Origin of the sequence: Ruegeria sp. HKCCA6707 (assembly GCF_013033515.1) — a bacterium.
Lineage (GTDB): Bacteria > Pseudomonadota > Alphaproteobacteria > Rhodobacterales > Rhodobacteraceae > Ruegeria.
On the sequence record NZ_WQEG01000006.1, the window covers coordinates 119676 to 138386 of the forward strand.

The window sequence follows — 18711 nt, forward strand, 5'->3', positions numbered from 1 at the left end:
TGCTGTCCTTGTCTTCAGGTTCAAGCATGATGTGCAGAAACTTTGGCCGGAAATCAATCCCACCGGTACGGTTCAGCCTAAAACCCGATATGATACCTCAGGAACACGGCGTTCACACCCGGGTTGAAGCTATCTGTGCTGGCATTTGAAAAATGTGTCACAGCCAGTGAGATGGCGTTGCCATTGTCCAGAGAGTAGCCGACACCCAACAGACTTCGGATCTGGAAGTTACCGCCCAGATCATTGTCGTTGTCCGAGGCGTTGAAATAGCCCGGCATTACACTCAGCTCCGCGAACCAGCGGTCCGAGAACGAATAGATACCGACCAAGCCAGCCGCGATATGCGTATCACCCGCTGTATCGAACGTCAGGGATGCTCCCAAGCCGGCGCTAAATCGCGTAGCTTCGTGGAAAGGTCGGTGCTGGTATTCTAGGGAAAAAGTCGCCTGATCGTCGCCATTGCTGTTAGAGAAATCTTTGTAGCCCGCACCCAAAATAATGGATTCTGCTTGTACCGCAGTCGCTGCCAAAGTCAGCGCAATAAGTGTGAGTGTCGTTTTCATGGGGATGTCTTTGTAAAAATTGAACAGTGATTGGAAACTTGGGGAAGGTTCACCGGTAAGTTCAACTCACGCTAAAACAAAAGGCGTAACACGTCCGTGAAGGTGCTTCCCGCTTCTTTCAATCCCATCCCTTGGGTTGCGCATTTTCACAGAGCTGCCTAGAAGACGCCGTCGTATGCTTCAGGAGGCCGCAATGGGCTTTAAAATGGGAATCGTGGGTCTGCCCAATGTGGGCAAGTCGACCTTGTTTAATGCGTTGACCAAGACCGCCGCTGCGCAGGCAGCGAATTTCCCGTTTTGCACCATTGAACCAAATGTCGGCGATGTGGCGGTGCCTGATGATCGATTGGACAAACTGGCCGAGATTGCCTCTTCGAAACAGATCATTCCAACGCGGATGACCTTTGTGGACATTGCCGGTCTGGTCAAAGGCGCCTCAAAGGGTGAAGGGCTGGGCAACCAGTTCCTGGCCAATATCCGTGAGACCGATGCCATCGCCCATGTGCTCCGCTGTTTCGAAGATGGCGACGTGACCCATGTGGATGGCCGCGTCGATCCGGTGGCCGATGCCGACACGATTGAGACCGAGCTGATGCTGGCCGATCTGGAAAGTATCGAAAAGCGTCGCGCCAATCTGGTGCGCAAGCTCAAGGGCAATGACAAAGAGGCCCAGCAGCAGGACCGCCTGCTGGCCGAGGCGCAAGCCATGCTGGAAAGCGGCAAGCCCGCGCGTCTGGTCGAGGTTGCGGACGAGGACGCCAAAGCCTGGAAGATGTTGCAACTGCTGACCACCAAACCGGTGCTTTATGTCTGCAACGTGTCCGAAGAAGAAGCCGCCGAGGGCAACGCTTATTCCGCCAAAGTGGCCGAGATGGCCGCGGCTCAGGGCAACTCACACGTCATCATCAGCGCCAAGATTGAAGAAGAGATCAGCCTGCTGGAAGATGATGAAGCCCAGATGTTCCTTGAAGAAATGGGTCTGGAAGAACCCGGTCTCGATCGGCTGATCCGCGCAGGCTATGACCTGCTGAAACTAGAGACCTATTTCACCGTCGGCCCGAAAGAGGCCCGCGCCTGGACCATCCGCACCGGCACCGCAGCGCCGCAAGCCGCTGGTGTGATCCATGGCGACTTTGAAAAAGGTTTCATTCGTGCCGAGACCATCGCTTATGACGATTATGTCGCCGCCAATGGTGAGCAGGGTGCCAAAGAGGCAGGCAAGATGCGAGCCGAAGGCAAGAGCTATATCGTCAAGGACGGCGACGTGATGCATTTTCTGTTCAATACCTGAGAATGGTCCGCGCGATCTGAATGCGCTGATCATCAAGATGGGTATGTGGGATTAGAGGCGGTTTTTCCGGTCGTGCGCGCGCGCTTCGCAGAAGCATTTGCCGGTCAAAGAAATGCGTTGCGCTGGAACCTTTAGCGGGTGTATCGGCCTACGGCGCCGAGAGCAAAGTTAGACTTTAATCTGTATCCAGCTTTTCGTATTCCGATTATGGGTGCGGAAGCATCTGAAAAACGCGTCACACCAGACATAGCTTTGCATCATATCGAGGGAACAACGTGGTTTCAGAAAACAGAACACCGCTGAGCACGGTTGAATGTAGCCTTGAAAGCGCGAGGGCGGTCGAGAAAATCTTTGGCCTGGCTCGGGACATGGGCGATGAGCTTCCAGCATTCCAGGATTTTCTATGTTTTGCGTTGCCTTTGGTGGGACTTTCTAAGTCTCAACACATTCAGGATTTATGGGCCGCTTGGGTAAATCGCGGCGTCCAAAACCCCTATTTTGTCGAGTTCGGGGCGGCCAACGGTATTTCGCTCAGCAATACTTATATGCTTGAAAAAGAATTCGGCTGGTCTGGCGTGGTCGCCGAACCCAACCCAAGATTTGCTGCCGAGTTGGTCGAAAACCGAAATTGTGCGACATCCACGAAATGCGTTTACTCGGTGACAGGTGAAACGATTGAGTTTCTGGCGCCCAAACGTGCTTTGCTTGGCCGTATCGCTCATATCGAACCAGATGACCGACAAGAGAGGGAAGGGAAGCGCTTGGTCGCGCCCATTGAGGTCGAGACGATTTCCTTGAATGACTTGCTGCTTGAGTCAAATGCGCCTGAGACAATTCACTTTATGTCGGTCGATACCGAAGGGTCTGAGTTGCATATCCTCGAAGCCTTCGATTTCGAAAGATGGGATGTGCAAACACTGTGTGTCGAACACAGCCGTACAGAGATGCGTCAAGGATTGGCCAGTTTGCTGGAATCAAAAGGGTTCTTCCGCGTTTGGCCAAATCTTAGCAGGGTCGACGATTGGTATGTAAAAGCGGACTGTGATCAGGCGAGTTTGTTTCTGGAAGACTAGGTGGTCAGTGTGTGACACCGCGTTCTGGGCGATTGGTGCCTCTAAATTTCATTTTTGCTCATCCTTTTGGCCCTTGGTCAGCAATCGTTTTCGATTCTGGGCCAGAGCTGGTTATTGTGCGACTCAACTGTGAGTAAGTTTTGTTATTGATGATCGAAATCCGCGACCTCCAGCTCCTGAACGCCCTTGCGCGGCATCGGCATTTTGCCAAGGCCGCCGAGGAGTGCGGGATTTCGCAGCCTGCTTTCTCGATGCGTATCCGAAATCTTGAAGACCGGCTGGGCGTCTCGATCGTGCGTCGGGCCAATCGGTTCCAGGGTTTGACCGAAGAGGGCGAGATGATCGTGCAGCGGGCGCGGCGTATTCTGGATGAGGCGAAGGCGCTGGAGCAGCAGGTTCTCGCCTCAAAAGGCGAGATAACCGGGACGCTTATCCTGGGTGTGATCCCGACGGCCATCGCTTTTACCGGGCAGTTGATTACACATCTGCGGCAGGCGCATCCTCGGATCGTCACGCGGATTGAGACGATGTCCTCAACCGCCATTCAGCACCGGCTGGACGAGGGTAGTCTGGATGCGGGGATCACCTATGGCGACAGTATCGGCACTGATCTGCGGCAGGTGCAGCCTTTGTACGAAGAAACCTATGTGGTGCTGGTGCCGTCTCATATGGCCGATGAAACCGGGCCGATTCCCTGGGCGCGGGTGGCTGAGTTTCCGCTTAGCCTGCTGGAGCCACAGATGCAGAACCGACGTATTCTGGATCGAATTTTTTCCGACCAGGGCCTGCACCCGGACATTGTCGCCGAAACCAGCGGCTTTACCGCATCCATGGTTATGGCACGCGAAGGGTTGGCGGCCACTGTGGTGCCCAGCGTTCTGGTACACGCATTGGGTGATCTGGAGGGCACAAAGGTCTTGCCTCTGATCGAACCGGTGGTCAGCAAACCGATCTGCATGGCGACCCTGGCACGCCAGCCGGAGCTGCCCACAGTTGCCGCTTTGCGCGCGGTGGTGACGTCTTTATAGTGATAAGATGTCGTTATCGTGTGATTTCGATAAGCGATTTGACGATATGATACTCTGATGAGACACGAGGCTCAATCGGAGGGCATCATGGCACCATTAGATACCAAGCCATCGGGCGCACCCAAGGGCGTCTGGAAGTCAGGTAAAGGCAAGGGGCGGCACACGCCCAAGGGCCGCCAGTTCACGGATGAGGCGCAGGCCGAGATTATGCGCCTGCTGGGCGACCGGCCGCGCCGCCGCGATCTGCTGATCGAATTTCTGCATTTGATCCAGGATGCCCACGGCCATATCAGCGCCGACCATATTGCCGCTCTGGCAGTTGAAATGCGAGTCGGGCAGGCCGAGATTTATGAGACCGCCACCTTCTATGCCCATTTTTATGTGGTGAAAGAAGATGAGGCACCTCCCCCCGCGCTGACCATTCGGGTCTGTGATTCCCTGTCTTGCGAAATGGCCGGGGCGCAGCAGCTGAAACAGGCGCTAGAGGATGGGCTGGACCCGTCGCAGGTGCGTGTGCTGCGCGCGCCCTGCATGGGGCGCTGCGACACCGCTCCGGTGCTTGAGATCGGGCACAATCATATCGACCACGCGACCCCTGAAAAAGTGCAGGCGGCCATCGCTGCGGGTGATACTCACGCGCATCTGCCGGATTATGAGACCTTCGCGGCCTATGCGGCCAATGGTGGATACGCCAAGCTGAAGAACCTGCGCGCCAGCGGCGATTGGGAGAAGGTGCAGGAAGACATCTTGTCCTCTGGGCTGCGTGGCTTGGGCGGCGCCGGTTTCCCGTCGGGCAAGAAATGGGGTTTTGTTCGGATGAACGAGGGTCCGCGCTATCTGGCCGTGAATGGGGATGAGGGTGAGCCGGGCACGTTCAAAGACCGTTACTATCTGGAGCGTACGCCGCATCTGTTCCTCGAAGGAATGCTAATCGCTGCCTGGGCGGTCGAGGCCGAGACCTGCTTTATCTATATGCGTGACGAATACCCCGCCGTGCTGGAGATTCTGCGCCGCGAGATTGCCGCGCTGGAACAGGCCGGGATCGTCGCGCCTAGGTATATCGACCTGCGACGCGGGGCCGGTGCCTATATCTGCGGTGAAGAATCCGCGATGATCGAATCCATCGAAGGCAAAAAGGGCCTGCCGCGTCACCGTCCGCCCTTTGTGGCGCAAGTTGGGGTCTTCAACCGCCCCACATTGGTGCACAATGTCGAAACGCTCTATTGGGTGGCCAAGGTATGCCGTGAGGGGCCGGAATGCCTGAGCAGCACGGAAAAGAATGGCCGTGTGGGTCTTCGCAGCTATTCTGTTTCCGGCCGCGTTGCGAAGCCCGGTGTCTACCTGTTACCCGCCGGATCGACCATTCTTGACGTGATCGAAGCAGCCGGGGGCATGATCGAAGGGCAAACCTTCAAGGCCTATCAACCGGGTGGCCCGTCCTCGGGCCTGTTGCCTGCGTCGATGGACGATATCCCGCTGGATTTCGACACACTGCAACCGCATGGCACCTTCATCGGCTCAGCGGCGGTGGTGGTTCTATCCGATCAGGACACAGCCCGCGACGCAGCGCTGAACATGCTGCGGTTTTTCGAAGATGAAAGCTGCGGCCAGTGTACGCCCTGCCGCGCAGGCTGCGAAAAAGCGGTCAAGCTGATGCAGGCGGACAAGTGGGATCAAGACCTGCTGGAGGATCTGTGCCAGGTCATGGGCGATGCCTCGATCTGCGGTCTGGGGCAGGCGGCCCCGAACCCGATCCGCCTGGTCATGAAGCATTTCGCCGACGAAATCTGAGGGAAGACAGCCATGCTTGATGCAAGCCCGACCAAGACCGTCACCTTCAACCTGAACGGCGATGACGTCACCGTGCCCGAGGGCACCACGATCTGGGAAGCGGCCAATGGTCGTGGACTGGTCATCCCGCATCTGTGCCACAAACCGGCACCCGGCTACAAACCCGACGGCAATTGCCGCGCCTGTATGGTTGAGGTCGAGGGCGAGCGCACTTTGGTTGCCTCATGTATCCGGCCCGCTGTTGAGGGTATGGTGGTCAAGACCGACACCGACCGGGCCGAGAAATCGCGCGCGATGGTGATGGAGTTGCTGGTCGCCGATCAGCCGGATCAACCTCACGACGCCTCCAGCCATTTCTGGGATATGGCCAAGCTGAACGGTGTCTCGGACAGCCGTTTCCCGGCGAAAGAGCCCGAGAAAATCCCGCTGCTGGATGACAGCCATGTGGCGATGCGGGTCAATCTGGATGCCTGCATCAACTGCAACCTCTGCGTCCGTGCCTGCCGCGACGTGCAGGTCAATGACGTGATTGGCATGGCCGGGCGCGGTCATATGGCACAGGTGGTGTTCGATCAGAACGACCCGATGGGCGATTCCACCTGCGTGGCCTGTGGCGAATGCGTGCAAGCCTGCCCGACCGGCGCGCTGATGCCCGCCACCGTTTTGGACGATCAGCAACGGGGCGACAGCAAGGACTATGACAGCGAAACCGAAAGCGTCTGTCCGTTCTGCGGTGTGGGCTGCAAGGTGTCGCTGAAGGTCAAGGACGGTAAGGTCAAATATGTCGAAGGCATCAACGGCCCTGCCAATGAAGGCCGCCTGTGCGTCAAGGGTCGGTTCGGCTTTGACTATATCCACCACCCGCATCGCCTGACCAAACCGCTGATCCGGCGTGAGGATGCACCGCCCAAGGGTCTGAATGTCGATCCCGCCAACCTCAGCACTCATTTCCGTGAGGCAACGTGGGACGAAGCGATGGATCTGGCCGCTTCCAAGCTGATGGCGCTGCGCGATCAGGATCCTCGCAGCGTCGCGGGCTTTGGCTCGGCCAAATGCACCAATGAAGAAGCCTATCTGTTCCAAAAGCTCATCCGGCAGGGGTTCAAGCACAACAACGTCGATCACTGCACCCGTTTGTGTCATGCCTCGTCGGTTGCCGCTCTGATCGAAAACGTGGGCTCGGGCGCGGTGACCGCGACCTTCAACGAGATTGAAAATGCGGATGTGGCGATCATCATCGGGGCCAACCCGATTGAAAACCACCCCGTTGCGGCGACCTATTTCAAACAGTTCACCAAGCGCGGCGGCAAGCTGATCGTGATGGATCCGCGCGGGGTTGGGATGCGCAAGTTTGCGACCGAGATGCTGCAATTCCGTCCCGGTGCCGATGTCTCGATGCTGAATGCGATCATGAATGTGATCGTTGAAGAAGAGCTGTATGACAGCCAGTATATCCACCGCTGGACCGAGAACTGGGAGGCCGAGAAAGAGCACCTGCGTGCCTTCACGCCCGAGGCGATGGCCCCGATTTGCGGGATCGAACCGGAACAACTGCGCCGCGTCGCGCGCACCTTCGCGCAGGCCAAGGCCGGTTTGATCTTTTGGGGTATGGGCGTCAGTCAGCACATTCACGGCACGGACAATTCGCGCTGCCTGATCAGTCTTGCGCTGATGACCGGCAATGTCGGCAAGCCGGGCGCGGGTCTGCACCCGCTGCGGGGACAGAACAATGTTCAGGGGGCCTCGGACGCGGGTCTGATCCCGATGTTTCTGCCTGACTATAAGACGGTCACCGATGATAACATCCGCGCGCAGTTCAATGCGGTATGGGGCTCGGAGGACTTTTCGAACGAGAAGGGCCTGACCGTTACCGAGATTATCGATCAGATTTATGCCAAAAATATCAAAGGCATGTATATTCTGGGCGAAAACCCGGCGATGTCGGACCCTGATGTCAACCACGCCCGCGCGGCGCTGGAAAAGCTGGAGTTGATGATCGTGCAGGATATCTTCCTGACCGAAACTGCGAACTATGCCGACATCATCCTGCCTGCCTCGGCGCTTTATGAAAAAAACGGCACCGTCTCGAACACCAACCGTCAGGTGCAGCGTGTGCGGCCCGCCGTGGCCCCACCGGGCGAGGCGCGAGAGGATTGGGCGATCACCGTTGAACTGGCGCAGCGCATTGGGCTGAATTGGGACTATACCGATGTGTCTGAAGTCTTTGCCGAAATGAAGCTGACAATGGAATCTCTGGACAACATCACCTGGGAACGGCTCGAGACCGAGTCGATCACTTATCCTTCGCTCAGCGAAACGGATCCTGGCCAGTCGATTGTGTTTGGTGACGGTTTCCCGCGCGCTGAAGGCAAGGCAAAGTTCACGCCGGCCAGCATCATCCCACCGGATGAGGCCCCGGACGAGGACTATCCGATGATTGCCACCACGGGTCGTCAACTCGAACACTGGCACACAGGGTCGATGACCCGCCGTGCCAAGGTTCTGGATGCGGTCGAACCCGAGGCAAACTGTTCCATGAACCCGCGCACGCTCAAGCTGATGGGGATCGAACCGGGTGAAACGATCCGCCTGACCACCCGTCGCGGCAGCATTGACATCATGGTACGCGCCGACAGGGCGATTGCAGAGGATATGGTGTTCATTCCTTTTGCCTATGTCGAGGCGGCGGCAAATATCCTCACCAACTCGGCCATCGACCCTTATGGCAAAATCCCCGAGTTCAAATTCTCGGCGATCCGGGTGGAAAAGATCGAAAACGCCGTCGCCGCAGAGTGACCGGACCACCGTTGCATCAAGAGGCGGGCCCGAAACGGCCCGTCTTTTTCGTGCCTTGACAGATGGTTACTTGCGGCCAACCCTGTTCGCGTCTGGGAAAGGGGAGAGCATATGGCCCGCCGGTTCGTCGATTTATCCGTGCCCTTGGAAACCGGGATCGTATCCGACCCACCCATCATGCTGCCCGAAATCGAGTATCTGACCCACGACCAGACCGCCGAACAGGTCATGGGGTTCTTTCCCGGTCTGCAAAAACATGATCTTCCGGGCGGCGAAGGCTGGGCCATCGAACGGCTGCAGATTGCGACCCATAACGGCACGCATCTGGACGCGCCGTATCATCATCACTCGACCATGAACAAAGGCGAGCGCGCGATCACGATCGACGAGGTTCCTTTGGAATGGTGCATGAATCCCGGCGTAAAATTGGATTTCCGCCATTTTGACGACGGATATGTTGCGACTGCGGCGGATGTTGCGGCGGAACTCAAGCGCATTGGGCATGAACTGCGGCCGCTGGATATTGTGGTGGTGAACACCTCGGCTGGAACCCGCTATGGGCAGCCTGACTACCTGATGAAAGGCTGCGGCATGGGGCGCGAGGCGACGCTTTATCTGACCAAACGCGGCGTGCGCGTGACGGGCACCGACGCTTGGAGCTGGGACGCTCCTTTCCCGCTGACCGCGCAGGAATATGCGGAGACACAAGACCCCTCGATTATCTGGGAAGGCCATCGCGCGTCGATGGAGATCGGCTATTGTCACATCGAAAAGCTGACCAACCTTGAAGACCTGCCACCTACAGGGTTCGAAATTTCCTGCTTTCCGTTCAAGATCAAAGGGGCCTCTGCCGGGTTCGTCCGCGCAGTGGCGATTTTTGAGGAGGATACAGATGACCGACCCTCTTAGCGGCCATGACGGTCCCTATGATGCACCGATAGAATTGAGCGGTTTTTCAGTCCTCCCGGACTGGCTCGACTATAACAATCATATGAATGTCGGGTTCTACGGGGTGGCGTTTGACATCGGTCTGGAACGGCTGATGGTCGAACAACTCGGTTTGGGTGAGCCGCAGGTGAAGGCGCTGGGGCAGGGGCCCTATATCCTTCAGTCCCATATCAATTTTCTGCGTGAGATCCGACGGGATGAACGATTTTACTTTCGGTTTCGTATGCTCGACGCCGATCACAAACGCGGACACTATTTTGCGCAGATGATAGCGGAGACCGGGGATCAGCTTTGTGCCACACAAGAGGCGTTGTTCATGAATGTCAGTCATGCAACAGGCAGGTCAGTGGCCTATCCAGAATGGGCAGCAAATCGCCTGATCAGGATGGTGCAGGACCATAGCAATTTGGAAACAGAGCCTCAGATCGGTCAGTCAATCGGGATAAGACGTTAGGCAGTCTCAAAAAGCCAACCGATTGGATTGTGATAGGAACAAAAAAGCCGTTTTCAATAATTGGACCGGTACACAAAAATATGATCTTTCCGGCTGTGTCTTTTCGGACGTTTCTCTTCGTTTCGGCAAACGCGTTCGCCGCGATGGATTGTCGTGGCGGATTTCGAAAAGCAACCTCAGATTTTTCTGCAGATGCGAAATTCCTCAGTATTTAAGCCCGTTTTCAGGTTTCCCGAGTGGATGAAGTGAAAGCTCAAGCCCCACAAGCGTTGGGGTTGGTAGCGGCTTTGAACCTTGGGTCGTTGAAAATAAGGGTTTCGGGTGTGTTGCGACTCAACTGCTTTCGTCGGAAGAGGCGACGAGCCAAAATTGATAGCTCGCTCTCTCACGAATTGATGGAAAAGAACCATGAAAAACGTTCTCTACGCAACAACGGCACTGATTGCCACTGCAGGTGTTGCAAGCGCAGAAATTAACTTCAGCGGCTTTGCGCGGTTTGGTCTGGGGTATGAGGAAGACCGTACCAGTGATGTTCAAAATTTCACCGCGGGAGGTGCATCCGCTGGCACGACCACCGTGGACACTGATGAAACCATCCTTGTTTCGCGGTTCCGTCTGAACATTGACGTAAACGCCGAGACAGATGGTGGTGTTGAGTTTTCGGGTCGTGTCAGGCTTCAGGCCGACGAAGATTCGGGTACGGGTGAAGCGAATGAGGCCGGTTTGAACGGTGCGCGGTTCTCGGTGATTTACGGTGGTTTGCGTGTAGATGCTGGCAACGTGGCAGGTGCGTTTGACAACCTGCCGAACTATTTTGGTGTCGAGCCGGGTCTGGAAGAGTTCATCGGGCAGTATTCTGGCGTAGACTACAGTTTCCTCGAGTACTCATCGACTGGTTCCGGTTCGAACGCGGTGTTCTTCCAGTATGCCGTCGGTGACTTCGCCTTTGGTGCCTCTTACGACCAGCAGACTGTTGCGTTGGGCGGCGTGGCTCAAGACGCAGATCGCTGGGATGTCAGTGTTTCCTATACGTTCGACAACATTACGGCAGCGTTGGCCTATGGTGAAAGCGATCTGGTTTTCGGCACTGAAAGCCTGACAGTCTTTACTCTGGGTGCTGAGTTCGGCGACTTCTTCGGGACATTGTTCTTGGCGGATGACGACGTGCTGAATGCGGATCGTGACGGAACCGCCTATGGTGTATCTGCATCCTACAAGATCGGTTCCGCAACGACTCTGACCTTTGCCTATGGCGACGGTACCGGTGCCGATGATCTGGAACAATATGGCATCGGTGTCGTCTATGACTTGGGTGGTGGTACATCCCTTCGCGGGGGTATCGGTCAGTCGGAACGCGGTCTGGCATCGGATAGCACGTTGCAAGCCGACTTCGGTGTTCTCTTCAACTTCTAATCAGGCGAAATTGCGCGTCTCGAAGGGTGGGTCTTTGGACCCGCCCTTTTCTTTTATCGGTACAGATCTGTGTCGTTTGGGATCAATAGTCCCGTTCAAAAAAGATACCCAGGCCGGTGTCACCGGTCCCGTCGACAGTTCCACGGACGGTTACGTTGTCGGTCACGTCAAGGTTCAGGTTCACCTCGGTGTCGCCTTCGGTGTTAACCGTGAAGTCAGTATAAAGATTGTCGCTCAGATAAGCTCCAGCGCCTAGCCTGCCGCCACCGCCTGACGTAGTGCCAAGATCGATGGTATCCACGCCCGTCGCATCTCGCACGCCCTTGGTGGCATCACCGCCCGCGCCACTCAACTGCGCCAGCGACGCAGCCATCTGAGCGATGACGAAGGGTGAAAGCTCGGACACACGGTTGCCGAAAAGGAGCATCGCGAGGGCTTCTTCGGACGGGCGCTCGGGATCAGAGAACACATCAACTTCCGGCGAATCCAAGGGCCCAGCAATTTCGATTGTTGCGGTACCGTCGGACGTGCTGGTTGAGGATTCGAACTCGATGTATGGCGTCAGGTCGCCCTGCAGCGTCACGACACCTTTGGTCAGCGCCAGGCGGCGGCCCAGAATGTCGATATTGCCCCGGATCAATTCGATCTGACCCGAAGGCACAACAGCCGCCGAACTGCCCCCGATATTGATGCGCCCGCCAAGCTCTGCGTTCACACCGCGCCCGCGAACAAAGACGGCCTTGGGCGCAAGCAGGTTGATATCAAGGGCTATTCGGGAATCGCTTTTGCTGCTTTCTGCCTTTTCCACCAACTGAGCGCGTTCGCGGGTGACATAGCTCGCGTAGTTTTCACCAGTATGTTCAATAGTGGGAATAGGGGCCGCCCCGACAGCGCCCGATGCAGCCGCGAGGTTGATATTCGTTTCACCAAAATTGATCTGACCGGCCAACGAACTGTTGCCTGCCAGAGCGCCGTTAAAGACAATCTGACCATCCAGCGTCGTTTCGTATAACAGCCTGTCTGTCAGCACCAAGCTGTTCAACGAGGTGGTGACCTGCGCGTTGAACGGCGGGGTCAGGCCGACTGGGCCGTTGATGGTAAACCCGCCACCTGCGCGCAGCCCGCCTTGCAACGCAATATTGGCTTGGCTTTGTGCAATATTGATAGATCCGCCGATGCCGGTGATGGTTTGTCCTGCGCCGGGGATTGCCATGGTTGACCCCGACGTAGAAATCGTCCCGCTCAGCGCTGCCAGTGAAGGAGCGCCATTCAAGGCAAGGTCGAACCGCGCTGTTCCCTCTAAAGTGTTGGGTGAAATGAACGCGTTTGCCACAGCAATGTTCAGGCCGCCTTGCATCTTCAGATCAGCCGTTCCCGCGCTTTCGTCAAAGGTTCCGGCCACGGTCGAGTTGATCTGCGCCGGCCCTTCAGCCTTGGCGTCAATAGTCCAGACGCCGGCATCGCGCCGGGCCGCGCCATTGGCCGAAATTGTTCCCGGGAATTCGGGAACAAACCGTTCAAGCTGGTTCAGACGCGCCTCGAAATCCAGATCGGCGTCGCCATTCGTTTCCACGCTCCCGATCAGATTGGCATAAGAGCTGTTGGAGGCTTGCAGGCTGGCATTGCCTTCAAATCCGGTGGATGTCGGCGCAACATTCCCGCTCAGTTGCAGGGGGCCAGACAGGCTGGCCGACAAGCGCGCGAGATCGTCCAATCGCGCGGAAAAATCCAGCCCCCCGGCAGCGCGGTCCAATTGGCCAGACGCGTCAGCGCTAAGCGCAGTGCCGGTCAGGCGAAAATTGCGGACATTAAGGCCGTCGTCCGAATTTTCGGCATCCACAACCAAGGCCGTGCGACCTTGAACGAGGTTATCCAGCACGTCGATCCCGGTGGTGATGTCATCTGCGGTCAGATTGCCCTGCACATCAAACAATTTGGTGGCGGCATCGCCCTTGCCCTGCACCTGCGCCTGCAGCGAACCCGAAAGATCACGCTGCGCCAAGCCCGAAAACACAGACAGGTCAGGTGCGGTCACCCTGGCCTGACCATCAACGTTGGGGTCTGCGCTGAGGTTCTCGATGGTTGCGGCAATTTCGGCCGTCGCAGCGGCCCCGTTCACGGATGCAGAACGGATCGTGATTTGATCACCGCTGCGCGCACCGTCAAAGTCAATCTTCACCGTGCCGGTCAGAAGTGGGTCGAACTGTTCCAGTCCGGTCTGGACGTTGTCGCCTACGATGTTCGCGGTGCCGTCAAACTCAAGCGTTTGAACCGTGCCTTTACCGTTTACCTTGGCTTGCAACGCGCCACTCAGGTCCTGCCGTGCAAGACCGGCAAAGATCGAAAGATCGCGTGCGTCGACATTGGCCTGCCCGTCGATGGTCAGATTGCCATCAGGTGTCGTCACAACTCCATCGGCTTGCGCTGTCAAAGCTTGCGAGGTGATCGAAAAGTCCCGAATGGTGATACCGTTTGTATCGCGCTTTGCATCGACCGAGATCTGTGTCTCACCTTCGATCACAGGGTCGATGTCGTCGCGGCCAGTTGACAGGTTACGTCCGTCCACCTGAATCTTAGCATCAAAGCTGCCCTCCAGCGGAGAACCGGCCCCGGTGACAGAAAGGGATGCAGCACCACCCAGATCGAGTTGGGCGATGTCGGAAAAGCGCGACAGGTCATCGGCGCGAACCGAAGCTGAGCCATCTATCCGCAAACCGGTGGACAGGCCAGTGACAACCGCATCCGCTTCCAGTTGGTAGTCGCTGCCGATCAGCTCGAAACCAGACAGGGTCAGCGTTTGATCGTCGCCATAGTCAAACAGACCATCAAGGGTTACCCGGTTTCCGATGGCCGCTGTCAGTGCTGGATCAGACATGTTTATGCCGTCCAGCGCCGCTTGAAGGTCGCCGTCGATGGCAAAGCCGTTGCTTTGATCCAAGGTCCCCTGACCTGCGATTTGCGCGCGGTCCAGATTGATTTGATCCGCATCGACATCATTGGCGGTCAAGCTCAGATCCCACAGGTTTCCGTTCTGAGCATCAAACAGCGCCGACAGCTGTGCCGCCCCGATGGAGGTTTTTCCACCACTGACCGGCAAGACGACACGGTCGCCTTCGGGCGGTGTGATCCGGCCTTGAACCGCAATCAGTTGCAAGGCACCGCCTGCTGCCAGTTTCAATTGGCTTTCCAGCTTTAGCGCCTGCGCCGTGATTTCGATGTCCGAGATATCGAGCCCACCATCCGCCTGTGTCTGCCCGTCTATGAAAACCTTGGTCTCGGTGCCGAAGAAGGTATCCATCTCTTCGGCCAGGAACGGTGTCAGATCGCCACCGATGTCTGTGGTAAAGGCAATCCCGTCCGCAATCGTCCCATCTGGCACAGCAGAGCGCAGCTGAACCCGACCACTCAATCGTTGGAATTCATCGCTGCTAACGCCGATATCAGCTGTGAAATCAGTCACCGGACCAGCCCCTTTGGCGGTGACGCTCAGCGGCGGGCTGTCAGGGATCCCCAGCGCGGTCGATATCAGGCCCCCGGATGCCTCTGATACGGTCAGATCAAGATCGATTTCGCGAGTGGCGTTGCTGAACCCAGCTTTCAGGTCGATTGTATCCCCGGCACGGTCCACGCGGTCGATATCGAGTGAAGTGTCCAAAGTGCCATCTGCCAGAGACAAATTGCCCTCGATCTTCAACTCAGCCGCAACACCGATCAAAGGCTCGCCCAAAGACAGGTCGTCGACGCGCAACTCGCCGATTTGAATTGCGACCGGCAGCTCAGGCAATTGAAACGGCGTAACCTCAGCCGAAGGTGTTTCCGTCTCGGTCTTGGTCGTGGTGCCAGGTGCGCGGGCGATATCGATTTCTTGTGCCGTCAAGGCATTTACAGAGAAGCGCCCGCGGATCAGTGCCAAGCGGTTCCAATCCAACTCGGCGCCTTTGATCGTCAGCCAAACACCTTCATTGTCCGCAACGGTGATTTCCTGGATCGTGGCGCGTGAGCTGAGCGCACCTTCGAGCCCGATCACGCGTACGTTCTGATCATCGCCGGATAAAGTGTCCTGCAGGAACCGCTCGATCATGCTACCACCGCCGTCATCCTGCGCAGCCAGCGGAGCGGGCGCGCAGATCGCCAAAGCAGCGATCAGCAGAGGATATGCGGTCTCACGTCTCAAAAGGCCTGCCCGATCCCAAGATAAAACTGCAATCCGTCGCCCGTTGTGCCCTGAACCGGCAGCGCAAGGTCAAAGCGCAACGGGCCAAAGCCACCTAAATCATAGCGCACACCCAAACCGGCACCAGAATGTTGTTCCGCACCGCTGCCCACGAAAGACGAGGTATCAACAACGCCAAAGTCGTAGAACCCGACCAAAGACAGCGCATCCGTGACCTTGCCTCGCACTTCCGCGGACAGGCCAACAAAGGACTTGCCTCCGACAACACCGGTTCCAATTGGGATGCCCAGGCTTTCAAATGGTTGCCCGCGCACCGTTCCGGCCCCCCCCGAGAAGAACAGAAAATCGGGTGTCACGCCGTCAAGCGATGGTCCAAGCACCGAACCGATCTGAACCCGCCCCGCCAGGACAAGGCGGCCATTTGTGCCCAGATCGTTGTAGGCACGCCCATCAAAGAACAAGCGAATACCGCTGTCCGTTTCTGACAAACCGGCAAAAGGCATGACTTGCGAATCCAGATAATAGCCCCGCGTTGCACTGACCTTGCTGTCGCGTTGGTCCCATTCGGATCGCACAGGCAGAACCAGATAGCGGAACTTTCGGCCGCTTCCAAACGCATCATCCGCGTCCGAATACTGGAAACCGAAAGACGCTTCGGCATAGAGCCTGTCTGAAAACGTGCGCCTTGCACCATAGGTCACCGAAGCCAGTGTGACATTGTAGTTCTCTGTGTTTCTGCGCTCCAGCAACGCACTCCAGAACGTGTTGTCATCGGGGCCCAGACGATCCGGTTGATCCAGTCGCAGGCCAATCCTGCCGTCCAGGTTTTCCGCTCCGCCGATATTGCGCAGGGTGGCCTCAAACCGAAGGCGCTCGGCCCTGCGAAAGACATTCCGATGGGTCCATGTTGCGCTCAGGTCCAAGCCATCGCGCGAAGCGATTTCCGCTCCAAAGGTCAGGCGGCGTGGCGGAAGGTCTTCGAACGTAGCGGTAAAGTCCAGCGTGCCGTCGGGGTTTGGCGTTTCCGCCTCTGTCAAGGAAACGACCGAGAATGTACCCGTGCGCCGCAGTCGGGTCCCGACCTTTTGAACTTGCTCGGGCGAATAAACCTCGCCTGTAGGGAAACCTGCAATCTTTTCGATCGACCGGTGGCGCACCCGGCTGTCGCCTTCGATGATCATCTTGCCGAAGGTCAGGCGCGGCCCAGGGGACAGTTCTATATCTGCATCCAGCCGAGCCTGAGCGTGCCGCGCAATGATACGCTGGCCCTCAACCTCTGCCTTGGCATGACCGGCATTGCGCCAGCCCTGAACACCTGCGGATGCGGCCTGCTGAATGGCACCCGTGGTCGCGCGCTTGCCAGTCGCGAATTCTTCGGGAACAACGGTATCTGGTGCAACAGGCGCGAGAATGGCCTCGCCAAAGGTGAATGTAGGCCCGGGTGTGACAAGAATGGTCGCGGTCTTGTATTGCGCAGGAGCTTCCAGCGTATTGATTTTTGCGGCTTCCTGACCATCCAGCTTGATGCTGACAACAGGGCTGAAATAGCCCTCGTAATACATGATCTGGACGATCGTGCGGTAATCCGATAGTGCGGCAGACAGCACCTCTATTGATGTGTCGAGGCCACGAGAGTCGGCGGTGAAAACAGAAGAGGTCTCTTCCAACCGGCTGACCAACTCTTTTGGCGCGCCAGGGGCCGAAAGCGAGACGTCCAATGCTGCTGCAAAGCCGGGCACAAAAGTGGCAACAGTGAAAACCAAACACCGCCCCAAAGCGCCAATAGGCTTGCCCGTGAATGTCATGCGTTTCCACCGCCCCAAGCGAAAATCGATCTCATCGCCCTTATCCGGGGCGATATATTGTTATTCCTATATTAGATCATCAGACGTAGGCTGGGGGAAGCATAATTTGTGTGTCGAGCCACCAATTTTGGCAAATATTGAGCCCGACCTCATAGATCGGCGTTGCGAAACCAGCGGATCAGAGCGGCGCGGTCTTCGGGTTCCATGTAGGTGACGTTGGCCGGTGGCATGGCATGGGTCACTCCGGCCTGCAAATAGATCTGCTGGGCATTGCGCGCAATGTCGGCCTCGGTTTCAAGCAAAACACCTTTAGGGGCCCATAGAATACCCTCCCACACCGGTTCGCGCGCATGACACATGGAACACCGGCCAAGCACGATGTCATGGGCCTCTTCGAACCCTTCGGCTGCGGCAAAGCGTTGCTCGTACAATGTCAGCGGGGTGGCCTCTGCCTCTTCCAACGGCTGATACATGGGGGCTGATGACAGCCACATGATCGCGATGAACAGCAGGGCCGTGACCAGCCAGGTCCAGGTCGGGTTTCCGGCACGGGCATGGCGGGTGTTGAAGTAATGACGGATGGTGACACCCATCAAGAACACCAGGGCTGCAATGATCCAGTTATACTCGGTCGCGAAGGCCAGCGGGTAATGGTTCGACAGCATCAGGAAGACGACGGGCAGCGTCAGATAGTTGTTATGGGTCGATCGCAGCTTGGCAATCTTGCCGTATTTGGGGTCGGGCGTGCGACCGTTTTTCAGATCATCCACCACGATCCGCTGATTTGGCATGATGATGAAGAACACATTTGCCGTCATGATCGTCGCGGTAAACGCGCCCAGATGCAGCATCATGGCGCGCCCGGTGAAGATCTGGTTATAGCCCCAGCCCATCCCCACAAGCAGACAAAACAGCAGGATCATCAGCAGGGTGGGGCGTTGCCCCAGCCTCGACTTGCACAGGAAGTCGTACACCAACCACCCGATGGTCAGGGACGCCGCAGAAATCAGAATGCCTTGCCACAAGGCCAGATCCGCCTTTTGCGCGTCGATCAGATAAAGCTCACCACCGACCCAATAGACGATCATCAGCAGCGCGGCCCCGCTCAGCCAGGTCGCATAGCTTTCCCATTTGAACCAGGTCAGATGGTCCGGCATTCGCTCAGGTGCGACGAGGTATTTCTGGATGTGATAAAAGCCACCGCCATGCACCTGCCATTCTTCACCGTCTGCCGGGCCGGGAATGTCGCGATTCAGCCCCAGATCCAGCGCGATAAAATAAAATGACGAGCCTATCCAGGCGATGGCCGTGATCACATGCAGCCACCGAACGGCAAAGGCCATCCAATCCCAGAAAATCGCGAAATCATACATGA

Annotated in this window: 12 protein-coding genes; 8 read left to right on the forward strand and 4 right to left on the reverse strand. The window is 57.1% G+C overall.

The window, feature by feature from the left end; genetic code table 11:
* Positions 1-77: 77 nt before the first annotated feature.
* Positions 78-563, reverse strand: a complete 486-nt coding sequence (locus tag GOW40_RS15410) for an acyloxyacyl hydrolase (protein ID WP_171131580.1) — start codon at positions 561-563, stop codon at positions 78-80.
* Positions 564-756: 193 nt separating this feature from the next.
* On the opposite strand from GOW40_RS15410, the gene ychF reads away from it, so the two are divergent.
* From ychF to GOW40_RS15450, 8 genes are all read left to right on the forward strand, one after another.
* On the forward strand, positions 757-1854 hold the full coding sequence (gene ychF / locus GOW40_RS15415) for a redox-regulated ATPase YchF (protein WP_171131577.1): 1098 nt from the start codon (positions 757-759) through the stop codon (positions 1852-1854).
* Between the two features lie 368 nt (positions 1855-2222).
* The gene (locus GOW40_RS15420; protein WP_171131575.1) at positions 2223-2927 is read left to right on the forward strand and encodes an FkbM family methyltransferase; all 705 of its coding nucleotides are present in this window, start codon (positions 2223-2225) and stop codon (positions 2925-2927) included.
* A 149-nt stretch (positions 2928-3076) separates the two neighbouring features.
* A complete protein-coding gene (locus GOW40_RS15425) occupies positions 3077-3955 on the forward strand; it encodes a LysR family transcriptional regulator (protein ID WP_171131806.1) in 879 nt (292 codons plus the stop codon).
* An 87-nt stretch (positions 3956-4042) separates the two neighbouring features.
* The gene (locus GOW40_RS15430) at positions 4043-5746 is read left to right on the forward strand and encodes an NAD(P)H-dependent oxidoreductase subunit E (protein WP_171131572.1); all 1704 of its coding nucleotides are present in this window, start codon (positions 4043-4045) and stop codon (positions 5744-5746) included.
* A 12-nt stretch (positions 5747-5758) separates the two neighbouring features.
* Positions 5759-8542, forward strand: coding sequence for a formate dehydrogenase subunit alpha (gene fdhF, locus GOW40_RS15435; RefSeq protein ID WP_171131570.1), 2784 nt, complete (start codon positions 5759-5761; stop codon positions 8540-8542).
* A gap of 111 nt (positions 8543-8653) precedes the next feature.
* Complete coding sequence (locus GOW40_RS15440; RefSeq protein WP_171131567.1) at positions 8654-9451, forward strand: cyclase family protein; 798 nt, start codon at positions 8654-8656, stop codon at positions 9449-9451.
* Entirely contained in the window at positions 9435-9944 is a 510-nt protein-coding gene (locus tag GOW40_RS15445) for a thioesterase family protein (protein WP_171131565.1), read from the forward strand. Before GOW40_RS15440 ends, GOW40_RS15445 begins: the two co-directional genes overlap by 17 nt.
* Positions 9945-10352: 408 nt before the next feature.
* Positions 10353-11357, forward strand: coding sequence for a porin (locus GOW40_RS15450; RefSeq protein ID WP_171231081.1), 1005 nt, complete (start codon positions 10353-10355; stop codon positions 11355-11357).
* An 82-nt stretch (positions 11358-11439) separates the two neighbouring features.
* Here the strand turns inward: GOW40_RS15450 and GOW40_RS15455 are convergent, their stop codons facing one another.
* From GOW40_RS15455 to GOW40_RS15465, 3 genes are all read right to left on the reverse strand, one after another.
* Positions 11440-15531 carry a translocation/assembly module TamB domain-containing protein gene (locus GOW40_RS15455; RefSeq protein WP_254444463.1) on the reverse strand — a complete coding sequence of 1364 codons (4092 nt, stop codon included), beginning with the start codon at positions 15529-15531 and terminating at the stop codon, positions 11440-11442.
* The gene (locus tag GOW40_RS15460) at positions 15528-17336 is read right to left on the reverse strand and encodes an autotransporter assembly complex family protein (protein WP_171131561.1); all 1809 of its coding nucleotides are present in this window, start codon (positions 17334-17336) and stop codon (positions 15528-15530) included. The genes GOW40_RS15455 and GOW40_RS15460 overlap by 4 nt, the downstream gene beginning before the upstream one ends.
* A gap of 149 nt (positions 17337-17485) precedes the next feature.
* Positions 17486-18709 carry a urate hydroxylase PuuD gene (locus GOW40_RS15465; RefSeq protein ID WP_171131559.1) on the reverse strand — a complete coding sequence of 408 codons (1224 nt, stop codon included), beginning with the start codon at positions 18707-18709 and terminating at the stop codon, positions 17486-17488.
* Positions 18710-18711: the final 2 nt, after the last annotated feature.